The 15150-nt window shown below is 58.3% G+C and carries 17 protein-coding genes and 1 pseudogene; 9 read left to right on the plus strand and 9 right to left on the minus strand.

Annotated features, from left to right (window positions below):
• Positions 1-305, plus strand: a 305-nt coding sequence (locus BOO71_RS18750; RefSeq protein ID WP_139323041.1) for a tyrosine-type recombinase/integrase, incomplete at its 5' end; no start/stop codon positions are given.
• A gap of 35 nt (positions 306-340) precedes the next feature.
• Here BOO71_RS18750 and BOO71_RS18755 read toward each other — a convergent pair.
• A complete protein-coding gene (locus BOO71_RS18755) occupies positions 341-805 on the minus strand; it encodes a transposase (RefSeq protein WP_175607478.1) in 465 nt (154 codons plus the stop codon).
• 448 nt (positions 806-1253) lie between these two features.
• Complete coding sequence (locus tag BOO71_RS18765) at positions 1254-1754, minus strand: hypothetical protein (protein ID WP_075834942.1); 501 nt, start codon at positions 1752-1754, stop codon at positions 1254-1256.
• A gap of 1709 nt (positions 1755-3463) precedes the next feature.
• On the opposite strand from BOO71_RS18765, the gene BOO71_RS18770 reads away from it, so the two are divergent.
• Both BOO71_RS18770 and BOO71_RS27170 read left to right on the plus strand, forming a co-directional pair.
• Positions 3464-3985: a hypothetical protein gene (locus BOO71_RS18770; RefSeq protein ID WP_075834944.1), complete on the plus strand. Its 522-nt coding sequence runs from the start codon at positions 3464-3466 to the stop codon at positions 3983-3985.
• Positions 3972-4361, plus strand: coding sequence for a hypothetical protein (locus BOO71_RS27170; protein WP_139323042.1), 390 nt, complete (start codon positions 3972-3974; stop codon positions 4359-4361). Before BOO71_RS18770 ends, BOO71_RS27170 begins: the two co-directional genes overlap by 14 nt.
• A gap of 83 nt (positions 4362-4444) precedes the next feature.
• Here the strand turns inward: BOO71_RS27170 and BOO71_RS18780 are convergent, their stop codons facing one another.
• Together BOO71_RS18780 and BOO71_RS18785 are read right to left on the minus strand one after the other, a co-directional pair.
• Entirely contained in the window at positions 4445-4957 is a 513-nt protein-coding gene (locus BOO71_RS18780; RefSeq protein WP_075834948.1) for a hypothetical protein, read from the minus strand.
• Positions 4954-5511, minus strand: coding sequence for a hypothetical protein (locus BOO71_RS18785; protein WP_075834950.1), 558 nt, complete (start codon positions 5509-5511; stop codon positions 4954-4956). Before BOO71_RS18785 ends, BOO71_RS18780 begins: the two co-directional genes overlap by 4 nt.
• A gap of 193 nt (positions 5512-5704) precedes the next feature.
• On the opposite strand from BOO71_RS18785, the gene BOO71_RS18790 reads away from it, so the two are divergent.
• Positions 5705-5974: a helix-turn-helix domain-containing protein gene (locus BOO71_RS18790; RefSeq protein WP_075834952.1), complete on the plus strand. Its 270-nt coding sequence runs from the start codon at positions 5705-5707 to the stop codon at positions 5972-5974.
• On the opposite strand, the gene BOO71_RS18795 is transcribed toward BOO71_RS18790, so the two are convergent.
• A complete protein-coding gene (locus tag BOO71_RS18795) occupies positions 5961-6488 on the minus strand; it encodes an MBL fold metallo-hydrolase RNA specificity domain-containing protein (protein ID WP_075834954.1) in 528 nt (175 codons plus the stop codon). The genes BOO71_RS18790 and BOO71_RS18795 overlap by 14 nt on opposite strands.
• A 247-nt stretch (positions 6489-6735) precedes the next feature.
• Between BOO71_RS18795 and BOO71_RS18800 the strand changes: the two genes are divergently transcribed.
• Both BOO71_RS18800 and BOO71_RS18805 read left to right on the plus strand, forming a co-directional pair.
• Positions 6736-6990, plus strand: a complete 255-nt coding sequence (locus BOO71_RS18800) for a type II toxin-antitoxin system Phd/YefM family antitoxin (protein WP_075834956.1) — start codon at positions 6736-6738, stop codon at positions 6988-6990.
• Positions 6991-7001: 11 nt separating this feature from the next.
• Positions 7002-7424: a PIN domain-containing protein gene (locus BOO71_RS18805; RefSeq protein ID WP_303046744.1), complete on the plus strand. Its 423-nt coding sequence runs from the start codon at positions 7002-7004 to the stop codon at positions 7422-7424.
• Positions 7425-7707: 283 nt separating this feature from the next.
• Here the strand turns inward: BOO71_RS18805 and BOO71_RS18810 are convergent, their stop codons facing one another.
• Positions 7708-8625, minus strand: a complete 918-nt coding sequence (locus tag BOO71_RS18810) for a tyrosine-type recombinase/integrase (RefSeq protein ID WP_075834959.1) — start codon at positions 8623-8625, stop codon at positions 7708-7710.
• 508 nt (positions 8626-9133) lie between these two features.
• On the opposite strand from BOO71_RS18810, the gene BOO71_RS18815 reads away from it, so the two are divergent.
• Positions 9134-9550, plus strand: coding sequence for a hypothetical protein (locus BOO71_RS18815; RefSeq protein ID WP_075834961.1), 417 nt, complete (start codon positions 9134-9136; stop codon positions 9548-9550).
• Between the two features lie 267 nt (positions 9551-9817).
• Positions 9818-10483, plus strand: a complete 666-nt coding sequence (locus BOO71_RS18820) for a hypothetical protein (RefSeq protein ID WP_139323043.1) — start codon at positions 9818-9820, stop codon at positions 10481-10483.
• Between the two features lie 82 nt (positions 10484-10565).
• Here BOO71_RS18820 and BOO71_RS18825 read toward each other — a convergent pair.
• The 3 genes and pseudogenes from BOO71_RS18825 to BOO71_RS18835 form a co-directional block, all read right to left on the minus strand.
• A pseudogene (locus tag BOO71_RS18825) lies at positions 10566-11235 on the minus strand (IS6 family transposase); the annotation flags it as partial.
• 109 nt (positions 11236-11344) lie between these two features.
• The gene (locus tag BOO71_RS18830) at positions 11345-12331 is read right to left on the minus strand and encodes a tyrosine-type recombinase/integrase (RefSeq protein ID WP_254843214.1); all 987 of its coding nucleotides are present in this window, start codon (positions 12329-12331) and stop codon (positions 11345-11347) included.
• A 241-nt stretch (positions 12332-12572) separates the two neighbouring features.
• On the minus strand, positions 12573-13955 hold the full coding sequence (locus BOO71_RS18835) for a replication initiator protein A (protein WP_075834966.1): 1383 nt from the start codon (positions 13953-13955) through the stop codon (positions 12573-12575).
• Between the two features lie 944 nt (positions 13956-14899).
• On the opposite strand from BOO71_RS18835, the gene BOO71_RS28445 reads away from it, so the two are divergent.
• On the plus strand, positions 14900-15150 hold a 251-nt coding region (locus tag BOO71_RS28445), incomplete at its 3' end, for a hypothetical protein (RefSeq protein ID WP_217694912.1).

Consider the following 15150-nt stretch of genomic DNA (forward strand, 5'->3'; position numbering starts at 1 on the left):
TGCGGTCTCTGGACTACACACATGGGCCGCTGTTTCAGGCGCAGAAGAACGGGCGTGGTGGGCCGTTGCGGTATCAGAGCGTGCAGGAGCGCTGGCAACGCTATGCGGCTCTCGCTGGTGTGACCTGCACCCTGCATCAGTTGCGCCATAGCCACGCGACGGAATTGGTCAATGGGGGCGTGAGCCTGGGAACCATCCGCAAACGGCTGGGCCACCGCCACATTCAGACCACGTTGCGGTATGCCGAGATCAGCGACGCTTCAGCAGATGCCGAACTCCGAATCTGGCGGCGCAAACAGCGCTGAATTCCTTAGCGCAGGTTTCGGTTCCTAGTCTCAGGTCACCCCTGCTTCTGATAGCCATCAAACTCAAGTTGCAAGCGTCCATTCAGCGTGCCGATGCTGACCTTGCCATCTTTTTTCCACGAGTAGTCGCGCCCATGCTGGTATTCCAGTGTGCGGGACACAAACTTCATGGGATTGTCCAGGCCCTTGTAACGACGCTTGGTAAACCCCTTCTCGCGGGCCTTCTGGTTTTGCTTGGCCTTCGTCCACTGCGTTTTGTACGCGGCAGTCACCTGACGTTCAACTGTGCAGGCCAGTTGCGCCCCCAGGCCAAAACGTTCCCGCAAGACGCCATAGGTTTCCTGGTGGAGCTTGGGAACTGAAGTGGTCTTGCCCAGGTCAAATGCTGCTTGAGATGCGAAGTTCAAGCCGTCACGGTAGGCCAAAGTCACGGCGTCCAGAGCAGCTTTCTGCTCCGGGCTATGCCGCAATTTCAGTTTCGCGCTCAGCGTGATCTTCACACAGCGAGTTTGGTACATATGAGTAAAAAAGATTGTAGCGCTTTAGCCTTTATTGCCCCTAAGGGGCAGCGCCCATTTCTCCCACGACTGAAGTCGCGGGTTTCCGGGGCGCGCGAATGAAGAGCTGACTTTGACGGTAGTGCGAGAACTGCTAACCGCGCTCCGGAGTCCGCCTCTCAAGGCGGCTGATCTGGCTGAGGCTCTCAACCGCTTGATCCTTCCCCGTGCCGCTGACGCTCTTGGGGCCTTGTGAAAGGAGGAGTTCATACCAGCTCGTTGACAGGTCGTTGATCACCGTGCAGGCCGACGGCAACAGCGTCAGCTCTGGCTGGGACAACGCAGTGTCCAACTCTTGGGCAGATTCTATCCTTCGCGATTCTGCGCAGGATCCATTGTCCCCCGCAAGCAGCTCCGTACGCGGAGCATGATTACTTTCTTCCTCGCAGATTCACCATCCAAATCGAGAGGCCAGCAAACGTTCTAACAATCCGCCAGCCAGGACGCATCCCCCTGCTTGCCAGAGCCGAATGCTGGTGAGGGCCCTGGCAATTCTTACCTCATCTGCCAGGATGATTTTCACCGGTCGCTCCCTTCTGCTGAGGCGCTCCAGCTCTTGGACGACAGTGCGGAGCTCGCCAGGAAGTTTGAGCAATTGGTTGGTATTAACCACGGCCTTTGCCAGCTCGTTTAACCTGAAACTGTACCCGTCGCCTAGTGCCTGTCTCATCGCGGTGGTGGGCAGGATGCCTTCAACTCGCGACCACATCACGGCACGCTGAAAGAACTGCAAAAAGTCCTCAGGGATCTGTTTGTTTCCTTGAGGATCTTTGGGCAGATACGTTCCTGACTGCCTCTCAAATTCACCGACGTATTGCCTGAAATCCTGACGTGAAATGCCGCATTCGTCTGCCGCCTTATTCAAAGAAAAAAGTTCTACTTTTGTGGGCATGGCTTGAAAGTTCTCCTTGTGGATTGGGAGAGGAATCCCAACCACATTGACCCAAACGGGCAGTGTGGCTGGAACCCATGAGAGCGCCCGGAGACGCAGCTGCCAAAGCAGCGATAAAAGTTGCTGAACGTCAGTTCAGCATGTCTTGGCCCGACCCGGCCTGTCATGTTTTGAACCCCATGCAGAGGGTGTTTTGCAATATTGACCACGCCAGGAACAGGAGTCACCCTGTTCACGTCGCTGACACCTCGGGGGCCAACCCTGAGTGTCCTGGTGCTCGGCATTGCACGCCGGAAATCCTCGCAGATGTTCCCAGATGGACGTGAAGTCCACCCTGTAACCGATGGCGGTTTTCGGCCTGGACAAGCCAGTACGCCGGGCTTATGGAACTGCTCCCACTTGACCGGTTTGAACCTACTCACTGCCGCTCCCACTCCTGGCCGCTCACCCCAAAAACAGGTGTTCGATGTGTAGCCAGCAGCTTCCCACGTTATCCAAATCTTCCGTCCGCTTGCGCGGAGGTACAGCCCGATCAGCACCCATGCAGCGCTCGCTGTGCAGTCGACTCCGAAGGAGTCTTTAGCCGCCCAAATGTTCCGAACTGGCGGTTTACCCTGCTGCATGTTGCCCACGTCTCTCGACGGCCCTGAACTGTCGCTCAGGTTCTGACCACTTGTACCCAAGACCCGCAGGTCTAACACCCCACAGCGAGAGTTCTTCTCGCCTTGACTGGCTTGAGCTATTCGCCGATCTCTCCAGGTTGCCCCGAGGAGTACCGCAGCACCCTTTGCGCGTTGGTCATCACCCAACGTCGCGCCGTTACTGCTCATGCCGTTACCGACATGCTGACGCCCACCAGTGGGGGAGAGGTTGCACCGTTCCCAGCACCCCCTCCCGTCATTCCAAAATGGCAGGGTTGCACGCGTCACCGCGTGTCCCGTGTCCGTGTCGCCCAACATCACTTTCAGATTAGGTAGAAGGAGGGGATTGCACCCTCCAGCCCCTGTTGCAGCCGCACCAGCGAGGTTTCCCCAGCATGCAGCTACGTCGGTCGGATCACGGTGGCGAGCCGCGTCCTTGGTTGTCTGCGAGGACAGCACCATGAAAAAAGAGTACCTGCGTCCTTGCCCCAAAGAGGAACATTCATTATATGTACTGAAAGAGGCTCTCCCAATCGTGGTTTTCCGGATTCACCCAGCCGTCGTCACTCTGTCTGTACCGAGTGCAAACTTCGTAGGTGAACCACCACTCCACCCACGCGCGATGAGTCACATCCGGCTGGAGTGCCTAGAAAAGTTAAGCGCAACTGTACTCCGCTTCTCTGCATTTTGAGGGGCAATTTCCGTCAACACCCACGCGCCAAGACGAGCAGGGGGACTTAACGCAACACCCACGCGCAACGTGCCAGTCAGCTTTAAAAATTTTGAAGAGCCAGGTGTGCATGTTCTCATCTCGCTCATACCAGGGGTAGCCCCTTGGGGGGGTCTTTTCAACGACACCCACGCGCCACTATCAATAGAGGGGTGCGATACCACACCATTGTTACCAGCGCCCTGCAAAAAGTCGCCTGTCTCGCACGGGCCTCCCCCTGCGTTGTCGTCATCACTGTCCCTATCAATCAGGCTCTTCGCGTTGCTCAGCGACAGGAGGAACGCTACCCGAGCATCACGCAGAGTGATGGCACCCGTACAGCGCTGAGGCGCGTAGGAATGCCCGCCATCCAACAGGTGATTCTGCCGCCCACCCAGGGGAACGTCACGCTGCTGCTGATGAGCAACGTCGTGCCAGAACCCTCGCGTGAGCAGTGGCGTCTGGCACTGGATCCCGATGAACCCCTCCGTTGGAGAAACTACGAACTCTACCGCTCGCCTGAAAACGCCATCACCTGGCGGCTGAGCGAGCAGGTGAGGGCGCATTACCGAATGCGGATCACCCGGTCCATCACTGGACGTGGGGGACGTCCGAAACCGGGTGAACGCCCCTATCAGTTCCCTCCAGAAACCGCGCGGCAGCAGGTGCTGCAACTCGCCGCACATCTCTCTCACTACCCAGGCTTCTCTGGCGTTCGAGAAGACGTGTATACGCTCGCTCAGCACAGCACCAAGGTGTGGCGCAACACCCACCCGCACGAACCCTTCCCTGTATGGCCAAAAATGCCCTATTTGCGGTTTGGAAAATACCGTACCGCCCCTCTCGACGATCTCCTGGAGGAGAATCATGACGAAAAATAAAGTCACCCCAGCCGCCAACCGCACCCGCGTTCTGTACGAAATTACTGGCCCTCAAGGCACCCACGAAGTGGTTGTCACCAGTACGAAGGAGTTCAAGTCCCTGCTGGCATTCCGTCTACCCAAACTGCCCCCCTATAGCGTCAACGCAGTAGCCTGCCTCGTCCAGAAACGCGGAGACGATGTGCAGATTGATGGTTGGCGCGTCCGATGCCTCGGTGTGCTGGCGTTGCAGATCGATCAGAGCGAACAGACTGCCCCCCAGAAGCGCCGTGGGAGGGGGGTGGGCGTTCAGCCCGCCCCCGAACACCTGCAAGCTCAGGAAGAGCCTATTGAGAACTCGGCAGAGGGGGAGAATCATCTGACCCGACTCCTGTAAGCCGCAAGTGAAAGGACGCGAGGTATACCTTGCGTCCCCTGCTCTCCGGCGCGCAGCGATCGCTGCGCGCTTTTTGAATGGTGTTACAGCAGCACAGAGAGGTCACGCGCCTGCTGGGTGGCAGGCTCAATCTCCAGAACGCGGCAACGCAGCTCATCTTCATGGAGCCACGTCAAGAGCAGGAGAAAGCTGGGTGGGCCGCTACGTTCAGACGGGATGCTGTACCGCTCAGGCTGCGTCTGCAAACGGTTCAGTTCCGACTGTTGCAAAACGTCGCTAACCTCCCACGGCGGGGCCTCTTCGCAGTGCCACCACCACCCCAGATGGTTCAGCCGAGCGAACTGGAGTCCTGCCCGGTAGCCGTCATACCAGTGCTGCAGATCATCGCTGCTCCCGACATCCAATTCACCGTAAGAGACATCTGCCCGCTTGAGCGGGCCGTCCTGCACGTCAGTGATCCAGGCCCGGTCCAGTTGAGCCACGCCCACCAGGGCACCGAAGGCGGCAACTGACCGGGAGCGGATGATGTTCATCGCCTGCCGCTGAGCAAGGGAGTTGAGGGTGACCGTCAGGGCGGCATCTGGTGCGTGGGTCATGCTTGGGCCTCCGGTTCAGCGGTGAAGTGGAGCGGCAGCCAGATGCAGGGTTCGAACTCGTCCGGCCCCATATGGCAGGCCAGCAGCGTGAAGCTCTCGTCCATCCAGCCTGCGAACACCAGGGGGTGTTCGGGCGTGACCAACTGCTGCCCGGCGGCCCGCTCGAACCAACGCAGACAGTTCGACACGTTGGGGAACTGCCCACCACGGGCCGTGAGCCACTGGCCCGTCCAGTCCAGGCGGGGGTCCGTCTGTCGGTATGCATCGGTCAGGCCCAGGAGGTACAGGGGGTCCATGGCCAGAGGATCCGGGGCCAGAGCGGCGCTGTAGCCGCGCGCCGCCGCGAAGCGGACATGCAATTCACTCTGATCGCGGTAGCCGAACAGCGGGCCGCTGTGGGGGCCGCCTTCCCCCAGGGCATTGAGCAACGTGTTCTTCACGGCTGGGCTGACCAGGAGGTTGGTGAGCGGGATTGCCTCGTCATCAGGACGCCGCTGGCGCTGACCGATCAGCGGCAGGAAGCGCTGGTGGGCGCGCAGCAGCTCAAACTGCATGGAGGGTCCAGGGCAGATGGGACTGCGGGATGTTCAGGGTATGCTTCATACGATCCACCTCAATGAGTTACGGATCCTGAAGGGGCTCAGGCTTCCTAGGGCTGCCCTTTCAGGTGTTGCATATAGTAATTAAGCGACAATGCGCTAAGTTGTATACCGCGCAACTATTGTCGCTTTCTTGGCACAATGAGTTATGGCAGCGGTACGGTGGCGATTGAGTGATGTTCTTGAAGAGCATGGAATCACGGCGTATGCGCTAGCCAAGGCGGGGGGTATTGATCGTATGGGTACGGTTTACCGAATCGCGCGGCGTGGCCATGAGCCTTCCCGGATTGACCTGCCCACCCTCGCGCGCATCGTCACCGGTCTGCGTCAACTCACGGGTCAGGAAATCCAGATTTCGGATATCCTGGAATACGTCTTTGATCCGTCGGAGGAAAGTGGTCCGGTCAATCTGAGCTGACGTCCGCTTCCGGTGACTCCATGCCCGCCAGGGCCTCCTGATCGCGCTCGCGCAGCTTGACGCGGCTGAGGCGGCTGAGCTTGCCCCTCAGTACCTCCAGGGTGTACTCCCCTTCCCCGAAGAGCGCGCCGTCCATCTCCTCCGGCAGTTCGATGATCACCGCATGCTGCCCAGCGTCGTAGCGCACCTGTACTTTGCCCTTGGAATGACGCTCCTTGAGGGCTTCCAGTTTCTTCTTCCCAGCGTTGAGAAAGACACCCTTGCGGCGGCGGCTGTCCTGCAACTCGATGACCTCGCCCGCCTTAGGCAGGGCGACTTCGTATTTGCCGTTCAGGTAGCCGGCCATGTTGGTGCGGGGCGCGACGTCCCCATGGGTCAGCAGCACCTTGCCGGGCGCATACCGCGCGATCATGCCCAACATGCCGCCCCGGTCCGCGTGGGCGGACAGGTAGAAGCGCTCAATGCGCGAGTAGGCTGAAACGGGTTCGCGGCCTCCCCGTCCATCGGGCAGCATGACATCTCCACCCTGCTGGAGTTCCAGCAGCCGTCTGCCTGGACTCTCGGCATCCTGGTAGCCGACGACGGACAGGGCGTTTTCGGCCTAGGGCAGCCACGCGCGGGCGTCTTGCGGGCTGGCCCCCATCTCATCGGTTCCGCCCACTCCCTGGAACGCGAAACTCATGGGAGGCAGTGTAGAGAAAGCCGACTGGGCTCACATCTGGCCTGACTTGGACAGGCTAGACTCTCCATGGAGGTGCACCATGCAGACCATCAACCTGTACGACGCCAAGAACAAGTTCAGCCGGCTGGTTGATGCCGCAGAGGGCGGGGAGATCATCATCATTGCCCGCAATGGACGTGCGGCCGCGAAACTGGTGCCGCTGTCCTACGGCGAGCAGCAGCGCCCCTGGAGTGACGCCCTCCAGGGACACATGCGAGAAGCCGTCTACGATCCGCAGGGCTTCACCATTGACCGGAGCGATCTGCTACCGCCCGAGGAGCGTGACCTGTTCTGAGCCGTTACCTCCTGGACACGAATGTCGTCAGTGACTTTCTGAGGGGGCATCCGGGCGTGATGGCGGCCTTTGCGCAGCACACGCCAGGTGAATTGGCAATCAGCACCGTGACGGTGATGGAGATCGAGTACGGTCTGACGGGTCAGCCTGCAGCCCGCGAGCGCTACGGTCAAGTCTGGACGGCCCTGCAAACCGAATTGACCGTTCTCGATTACCAGGCAGCGGACGCGCAAGAGACCGCCCAGTTGCGTCAGCACCTTCGGCAGGCGGGGACCCCCATCGGTCCGTATGACCTGCAACTCGCGGGGACGGCGCTGGCCAGGGGCTTGACGGTAGTGACCAACAACACCCGCGAGTTCACCCGCGCGCCGGGTCTGACCTGTGAGGACTGGCGCACGGATGCAGACAACATATCGAATTATCTTAGACCTTGACAAATCAAAGATCAGTTCAGATTTACCTAAGCAGAGATTATCATGGTGGACAGTGTTACAGACGACTCATCTGCGGCAATACCGCTTTTTCCTTCGATCAGAGCATGGAAAACTGCTAATTAGTAAATTATCCCCCCAAAAAGTATTGGTGCAAGCTTAATTTTCCTGCTAACACTGCTCTATCTTAGAATTATAGATCTGTAAATCGTAATTGCCCATTTATTTTAAATCTAAGATAAAATTCCTCCGAGTATTAAAAGCTGTGACCGATTATAATTTTTTTCTAGTTAAGCCATCTTACCGCATCTATATATCTCTTAATATTTCGCTTATGTGATATGCGCAGAAAAAGCATTAGCGCCTTGGGGTCTCCATTTTCTCTATGAAATCGTGCCCCTGCAGACAAACGTAGACCTTCAATACCGATGTTTTCGTAATTCACGCCTACTCTTTTACAGAGTCGCCGTAATCTATCTTCGACATATTCACCGCGTTTCCCAGCCAGAACATTTTCGATTGGGGCTACTGGACATTCCTCAAACCAAGCTTCAAAAGCGTACTGTAAATCATTAGAAAGGGAGAGACGAAAAGTCTCCTTTCGAGCACTGACTATATCTAACACCGGAGGGATATGAGAGAGTAAAACATCCTGTCTACGCAATGCCATCATCTCACCAGCTTTAAGGCCAGCGTCTAATCCCAGAAGGATGATGAGTCGCTCCTCATTATTGGCCAGTTTTAAGAGCAAGTCGATTTCAGCTTCCGTGTAGGGTCGACGTTGACGCTTTGCCCGTGACTCGGACGGAAATTTCGCTGAAGGCGTGGCATTAGTCTGTTCCAGACCAGCCCATATCAGGGAACTGATCAAATGCTTGGCTGCTGTGGACCTTGTGCGAACTGTCATGGATGCCAGTTTCTGTCCCTGGAGCCAGTCCACATACTGCTGCTGCTCTGGGAGCTGAGTCCCATCAATCTGTATGCTTTCCAAAAACTTCAGAAATTTCTGCACCCCCATGCGATAGGTGTGCAAGGTATGGACACTGAGGTGCTTGTCGGGTGTAGGTCTGAGCCACAGAAAGGCTTGAACCAACGACCAGAGCAGGTCGGCATTCCGTTCCCGTAATCCACGCTCTGCTGTGGCTCGCCGATCTTCATCTGTGGCATACAGCCACTGCTGCCAGTTGTCAAGTTTTGTGGTCATTCTTTTTTTGCCCCCTTGCAATCTAGGTTGCGACAGGATATTACCTGGATTTAGTTGGCATCAGCAAATGTCTGAGCCGCTGCACAAAACGAGGGGCCCGACTGCCAGCAGAACATACGGTAAATGGTTTCCCTCTCAAGGAGACCGTATTGACTTGACCATGAGATGAAGCCGCAATTCCTGCACGGCTAAAGCGAAATCAAGGTATGCTAAGCGGGTCCCGGAGGTCACCGAGCAATTGACCCAAGGGAACACCCCCCGCGCGGCCTGCAAGTCGGTATTCGCAGAGGGTGTCCGATCCGAAGAATTCGATTGTTTTGCGAACTGGGGAGTTCGCAGGCATTGCCTTATGCACAGGATACGCGCCTGAGCATGTCCGGGTCAACAGACCCGGAGGCCCCGAGAGGGGGAGTGAGGAACGCGTAGGAGTTCCATCCATGAAAGCCAAACTCTCTCGGACGCCACAGCCAGCGCACACGCGCGGCCCTGAAACATCTGGGGATCAGGCATGAGCGGCGCAGTTGTCACCAGCAGCGGTGATCATCACCGTGGATTCCACCAGTGTCCCAATGTCATGCGCGATAAGTATGCCAGCAAGATCGGCGTGGACGGCTATGGATTCATCAACTACCTCATGAGCTGGGCCAACACGAATGCCACGTTGTCCGTTCGCCGGATGATGAGCGATCTGGGCGTCAGCCAGAGCAAGCTGGGACGCATCCAGACGGGCGTGCTGGAGCATTGCGGCCACTTCATCACCATGACCCCAGGAGACCGCGTAAACGCCAACCGCTGGCATCTGGACATGGAAAGGCTCTGGGCAGAAAACGCCCTCCATCTGGCCCAGTCCTACGCTGAGCGCATGGCCGCAAAGGGTGTATCGGAAATCAATACACCCCCAAAAAGTCCAGCAGGGGTGTATTGAAAGTCGATACAGGAGGTGTATCGGAAATCAATACAGGGGGTGTATTGAAAGTCGATACATATAAAGACAGTATATAAAGACAGTAAAGACAGTGTTTTAAAGACACTAGAAAAGACAGGTGGTGAATACAACGTTACTGAAAACGCGCGTGAGGCCAGCACCCCGGAGGTACAGGCGAGTCAGATCAGCAGCGTACCGTTCACCACCACAATCGCTTCGCGTTCAGAAGATGAAGGCGGGGTAGACAGCCCAGCCGCAAGCGTGGCCTTGCTGCCGCCTGACGGCGGGGACGCTGACGCGTCCATCACAGACGCTGATCTGGCACTTCTGTTTGGGGATCAGGATCAGGCGAACGAAGAATCGGCAACGATCACTTCTTCTAAAAATGTTCCGCCCACCGCGCCGCCCGTCGGGGCCATACCGATCCCGGCCCCAGACGAGCCGCATGACCCGGTGGAAACCCGCGCCTTGCTGGTCCCTGCCCTGGGCGGTCAGAAGAAACTCAACGACCTGATGGACGAAACACCGCCCGGCCTGCGCTGCGGGCAGCGACAGGGCTGGATTACGCAGATCACGCCTGACCGGGCCGCTGAGGTGATCACCGAGGCACGAAAGACCGCCGGTTCGGACAACCCTTGGACGTACATCATCCGGGCGCTGGACAAGGAGGTGGGAGCGCAGCTCCAGGGCAGAAAGAGTGGCACCATGACCGCTGTGACGCCGATGCCTGGGGCGTACCTGACCCCGGGGGAACAGGCCGCCCGCGAAGCCGCCTTGCCTCCGGTGGCCGAGGGGGAAACCTGGTACGGCAGGCGCTCCGGCAAAACTTACCAGATCGCAGAAGTCAGCAGCCGCAGCGTTTTCGTCGAAGGTCTGGGCGAATACCAGTTCCAGAAATTCCACAGCGAATTCACCAACGAGAAGCGCGGATGAACTGCCAGGACTTTGACGGGTTGTGTTGCTCTAACTGGCACCGAAGCAGCCGAAGGGCAGGTGTGGCCTGAACCACACCTGCAGCAACCGTCGACCACGTCTGAAACGCCTGTTTCTGGTTGTCTCTTTGAATCTTGGCGGAAACGCTGGTGTGGGAGTGATGGTGGAGGTTCTCGATCCGGGCATGCATGCGGAGGAATTCTTGCGCGCGTCTTCGTCGCTTGAATTCTTGTTGCTGCCACTCTTGACGTCGTGTGGGACAGTGAGGCTGCTCAACCATGTTGTTGCAGTGCGCGGTGCTGATGGTCGACATGGACCAGGTTTGCGAACTCCCGGATCGCGTCTCCATAGCTCCGCAGCTGGTCGGTACAAATCGTGTCTGGGTCATTGTATTCGCCGAGTAACTTGATCAGGAAGATCCTCGCGGCTTCGGTATCTTGGTGGCGCTGAAGGAAAATATCGAGCACGAAACCGCGCTCGTTGACCGCCCTCCACAGCCAGTGTCGGACGCCATCCACCGTCGTGCAAACCTTATCCAGAAGCCAGCTGGAACCCCGGCGGGATTCATCGGTGAACAGCGGCCCGAACTTCAGGTACCACTCGCGGAGCGTCTCGTGACTGACCTCAATACCGCGCTGGTGCAGCAATTCCTGAACGTCTCGGTAGTTGAGCGGGAAGCGGTGGTAAAACCAGACAGCGTGCTGGATAATCGTCATGGGAAATCGGTGGCGGTAGGGTTTGGCATCGGTCACAGCAGGTCACCGGTTAAGGCAACACGACCTTGCCATAGCGCTCGCTTATGCGCTTCAAAAGACAGCCGATTGCTCCATTCATGGTGGCTTCCTGATCCAGCCTTCGCCTTCACCAGCCTTTGACTGGACTGTCCTTCATCTTCCTGGCGTACTCGACATAGATCTCGGAACTGGTGATGTCGGCGTGACGCAGGTGGTCGCGTACGGCGAGCAGATCACCTGTATCGGCATAGATGCGGGTGCCCGCGCTGTGGCGCAGCCCGTGCACCTGGCGGCGCGAATAGGGGACCCCGCTGCGCTCGCAGACCGACTTGACCCGGCCCTGCACGTAATCGCTGCTCTGTCCGCTGATGACGTAAGTAGACAACTGCGGTGTGCCCGCCAGCCAGACCTTGAGTGCCTGTTGAAGCGACTGACTAAGAACGACACCCTGCCGTTTCTGCCGCTTCCCGGTGACCATCAAGTGTGGATGCTCGCCTTGGAGGTGAATGTCGGCCCTGCGCAGCCCGGCGATCTCGCTGACGCGTAGTCCGGCATGCGCGCCCAGCAGAAGAATGACCTTCTCTTCCAGATCGGCGTGTCGCAGCAGGGTTTCGACCTCGCCCTGAGAGTAGGGCTTGCGTTTCTCGGTGCGCGGCACAGGATCGGGTGCGGGCCGCACGTCGGCAAACGGCGTGGCGTCGGTCGCGCCGGCCCAGCGCAACGCCGCGAACAGTTTACGGGAGGCGGCGAGCCTGACCCGCACGGTGGAGGTGTTGTAACCCTGACCTTCTAGCCAGCGGGCGTACGCCGCGCCGTGGTTGGGACGAGGGCGCAGCAACTGGACCCCGGCCATCTGGGCGAACTCCAGGAACGTGCTCAGGCCCTTGCGGTAGGCCCGCAGGGTGTGCGGACTGACCTTTGCGCCCACCACCCCATTGAGAATCAGGTTGGCCTCCAGAAGATCCCACAGGGCGGCGGCGTCCATGTCTCGCGCGGCAGTCACGGCCCGGCGGCGGATCTCGCCCTCGTCCTGCGCGGCCCAGGTCTGGGCATTGCTCTGGAGGTCAAGCCGGTAGGCCATCACTTCGAGCCGGCCCTCGCCCAGCGGCGGCATGAGTATGGTCCTTGCCACCATCACTGGCGCAACAGTCTGGCTGTGTTCGTGCCTGAACTCCAGCAGGGGTTCGTCAGGGATATCCAGGTGAGCCGCAGAAACGTCTCGGACTGGGATGGGTTGGGCGTTGTCTGCCAGGGACCGTTCCCAGAGGAGCGTGAGCCGATCTAAGCTTTGTTTACGGTGCATAGTTGCCCTCAGAGCGCTTTGACGGATTGGCCAGCACCAACACAAAGCGCGTTCAGGTGAAATTCTTCAGTTGCACTTGGAGCAGCGCCGCCTGGTGGTCGCACGTCCCCGTGGCCAGGGCGCGGGCGGCCTCGGCGCGCAATGCAGCGGCGTCTAATGCCTCCACCTCCAACACCTCGCCGAGCTTCCGGTACTCCTCAACGTTCAAGCGACTACCGTATACCACCTTCAGGGACCGCACCGTTTCCTGGGAACGCTCCGTGGACGACAGAGTCGCAAACCGCTCACGCGCCGCCTGATCCGGATCAGGTTCCATGTCCAACAGACGCGGCTGCTTGGCTACCCTAATCTTCGCCGGTGACTGGCCCTGAGCGAGGGCCGGACGTGGGCGGTAATCGTCCGGCGAGCGGATGAAATTCACGAAGAAGCCTGGCCCTGGGACCTTCTTGCCCGCAATCAGCCGTTCCACCTCATCCAGGCGTTCGCGGACTGTGTCCACACCCATACCCTCCATCAGGCCACGGGCCACCTTGGGCGCGATGCCGCGTCCCGTCAGACGGCTGAGCAGCAGGGGATCGAGGGCCACGACTTCCCGCTCGAAGACGTAATGCACGCTCTGCCCCTGCCCGCGTCCCTGATAAGTGACCGATGCCAGGTAATGTGCCCGCAGCAATTCCTCGTGGGCCGGATCGAGAACGCGGCGGATCTTGTCCGGACTCAGGTTCAGGATGCGGGCCTTGCGACCCCATCCCACCAGGCCCACCGTGAATTCCTGGAGACGCTCTTCCGGAGCAGTGAGGTTGTGGCGGTGACCGTCCAGCAAGCGGTACAGGGCGCGGGCCGTTGGCTGGCTCAGCTCGCCCAGCACTCCTGAACTCAGCGGCTTGAGAAAACCCCGGCGCAGGCTCTCAGCAATGATCGGGGGAAGCACCACCGTGATCGTACTGTCCTGATCGATGGTCCCACCGGACTGGGCCGTATCGAACATGATCTCGTGCAGGTGGCGGAAGATCACCGTCCGGTAACGCTTACCATCGTGCCAGCCGCGCTCGATGTGGAAATTGGTGTGCGATAGGCGCATCAGCGATTCGTGCAGGTTCTTGTGATAGCGCCCGGAGGTGTCCAGGCCCGAGGCCCTCAGGAAGTGGTTGGCGGTGCCTGTGACGGCGTTGCTTGCCGGGAACCCCTGCGCTGCGAACAGGCAGAGGATGCCGATGATGACGTCATTGTCCACCCCAAAGGGCACGAGATACTGCGCTGTGCCAATGCACTTGACGCTCATCCGTTCGTCTCCCTCGCCGTATTCGTCCTCCCAGAACGTGCTGCCCGCACCCACCCGGCTCTGCATGCTGATCAGACCGAGCCGAGCCAAATTTAGTTCGTCGACGTGCTGGGTCAGCGCACGCTTTTCGGAGGCCCGGGGCAGAAGGATCATGTTGTTGATGTTATTTGTTTTTAAAGAGAAAGAAAAATAATGTTGTCAACAACATAGGAATCAGAAAAACCCGCCTGTGGACGGCGAAAAAATCTTAAATCCCCCAAAGTGTCCGTGGATTTTGTACCCCAATCCCCCAAAGTGTCCGTGGATTTTGTACCCCAATCCCCCAAAGTGTCCGTGCAACACACCCTGTTTCCCCCAAAGTGTCCGTGGATTTTGTACCCCAATCCCCCAAAGTGTCCGTGATGTTCCCAAAAGTGATCGGCAAAGTGGGAATACACCTAAAAAGCTGACCAGCACGATATTTAGGGCAGCTTGCCTAGCTCATCCTTCAGAATGCTCTCTCTTCTCAATCCCCCAAAGTGTCCGTGGAAAATACTGTCAATCCCCCAAAGTGTCCGCACGGAAAAAATTCAAGATAAATGCCGTGCTATACAGACTCAAAGCCTTCTCCCCCCAAAGTGTCCGCTGCCTCTCCCCCCAAAGTGTCCGTGGGTCTGGCCACTCTGTTCTGAGACGTGGAAGTGCAGCGGAAACGCACCCATGCCCCTCCTCAAACAACCCTGGAGCTCGGCTGGCAGCTCGCTTTCCGTTCACTCTCATAAAATCTGTCAGGCCGCCAGGGGCTAGGTGACATGCGTTCAGCTTTGACAAGGTTGAGGGTGTGAAGCTCACTGACAAAAGTTCTGCCACTTTCAGCCTAAGGAGGTGTCCAGACCAGCCCTGAGTCCTATGTAGACGAAAGAAACCCACGTTCAACATGCCGTCAAGTCGAACAGGTGAAATAAGGCTGATACACCTGAGCCAAAAAGGCACGGTGGAGACCAAAGGGGCCATGTCAGGCTTTTATCTCAACCAGATCCAATTCCCAAGACGTTCAGCGCGGCCAGAGGATCATGCCGTAGGCGTCTGACCAGATCGGTGAGGTGTCGTGTTCGCGCGTGCAAAAGGGTCAACAGTATGCCGTGCAGGACAGCCAATCCTTGCGCTCCTTGGCGCAGTCGGTGACGATCTTTATGGAAGATCGTGTCACGCCGATGGTGGCTCCGATTCTCGATACTCCAGTGTTGTCGCCAGATGTCCTCGGCTTCCCTTGCTGTGAGCAGCGTGCTGCTCACGGCAAACCGCACCTCATGGGTCACGCGCCCATCTCGGTGCGTGACCTGATGCTCCCGACGAATCAGGGTCTGAG

The sequence above is a fragment of the Deinococcus marmoris genome, assembly GCF_001949125.1.
Taxonomy (GTDB): Bacteria; Deinococcota; Deinococci; order Deinococcales; family Deinococcaceae; genus Deinococcus; species Deinococcus marmoris_A.

Excerpts from the sequence above, each read along its gene's own strand:
- BOO71_RS18765 (WP_075834942.1), bottom strand. The coding sequence starts at position 1,754 with ATGCCCACAAAAGTAGAACTTTTTTCTTTGAATAAGGCGGCAGACGAA.
- BOO71_RS18830 (WP_254843214.1), bottom strand. The coding sequence starts at position 12,331 with ATGCCGCCGCTGGGCGAGGGCCGGCTCGAAGTGATGGCCTACCGGCTT.
- BOO71_RS18835 (WP_075834966.1), bottom strand. The coding sequence starts at position 13,955 with ATGATCCTTCTGCCCCGGGCCTCCGAAAAGCGTGCGCTGACCCAGCAC.
- BOO71_RS18790 (WP_075834952.1), top strand. The coding sequence starts at position 5,705 with ATGGCAGCGGTACGGTGGCGATTGAGTGATGTTCTTGAAGAGCATGGA.
- BOO71_RS18795 (WP_075834954.1), bottom strand. The coding sequence starts at position 6,488 with ATGCTGCCCGATGGACGGGGAGGCCGCGAACCCGTTTCAGCCTACTCG.
- BOO71_RS18785 (WP_075834950.1), bottom strand. The coding sequence starts at position 5,511 with ATGCAGTTTGAGCTGCTGCGCGCCCACCAGCGCTTCCTGCCGCTGATC.
- BOO71_RS18815 (WP_075834961.1), top strand. The coding sequence starts at position 9,134 with ATGAGCGGCGCAGTTGTCACCAGCAGCGGTGATCATCACCGTGGATTC.
- BOO71_RS27170 (WP_139323042.1), top strand. The coding sequence starts at position 3,972 with ATGACGAAAAATAAAGTCACCCCAGCCGCCAACCGCACCCGCGTTCTG.
- BOO71_RS18800 (WP_075834956.1), top strand. The coding sequence starts at position 6,736 with ATGCAGACCATCAACCTGTACGACGCCAAGAACAAGTTCAGCCGGCTG.
- BOO71_RS18810 (WP_075834959.1), bottom strand. The coding sequence starts at position 8,625 with ATGACCACAAAACTTGACAACTGGCAGCAGTGGCTGTATGCCACAGAT.
- BOO71_RS18770 (WP_075834944.1), top strand. The coding sequence starts at position 3,464 with ATGCCCGCCATCCAACAGGTGATTCTGCCGCCCACCCAGGGGAACGTC.
- BOO71_RS18780 (WP_075834948.1), bottom strand. The coding sequence starts at position 4,957 with ATGACCCACGCACCAGATGCCGCCCTGACGGTCACCCTCAACTCCCTT.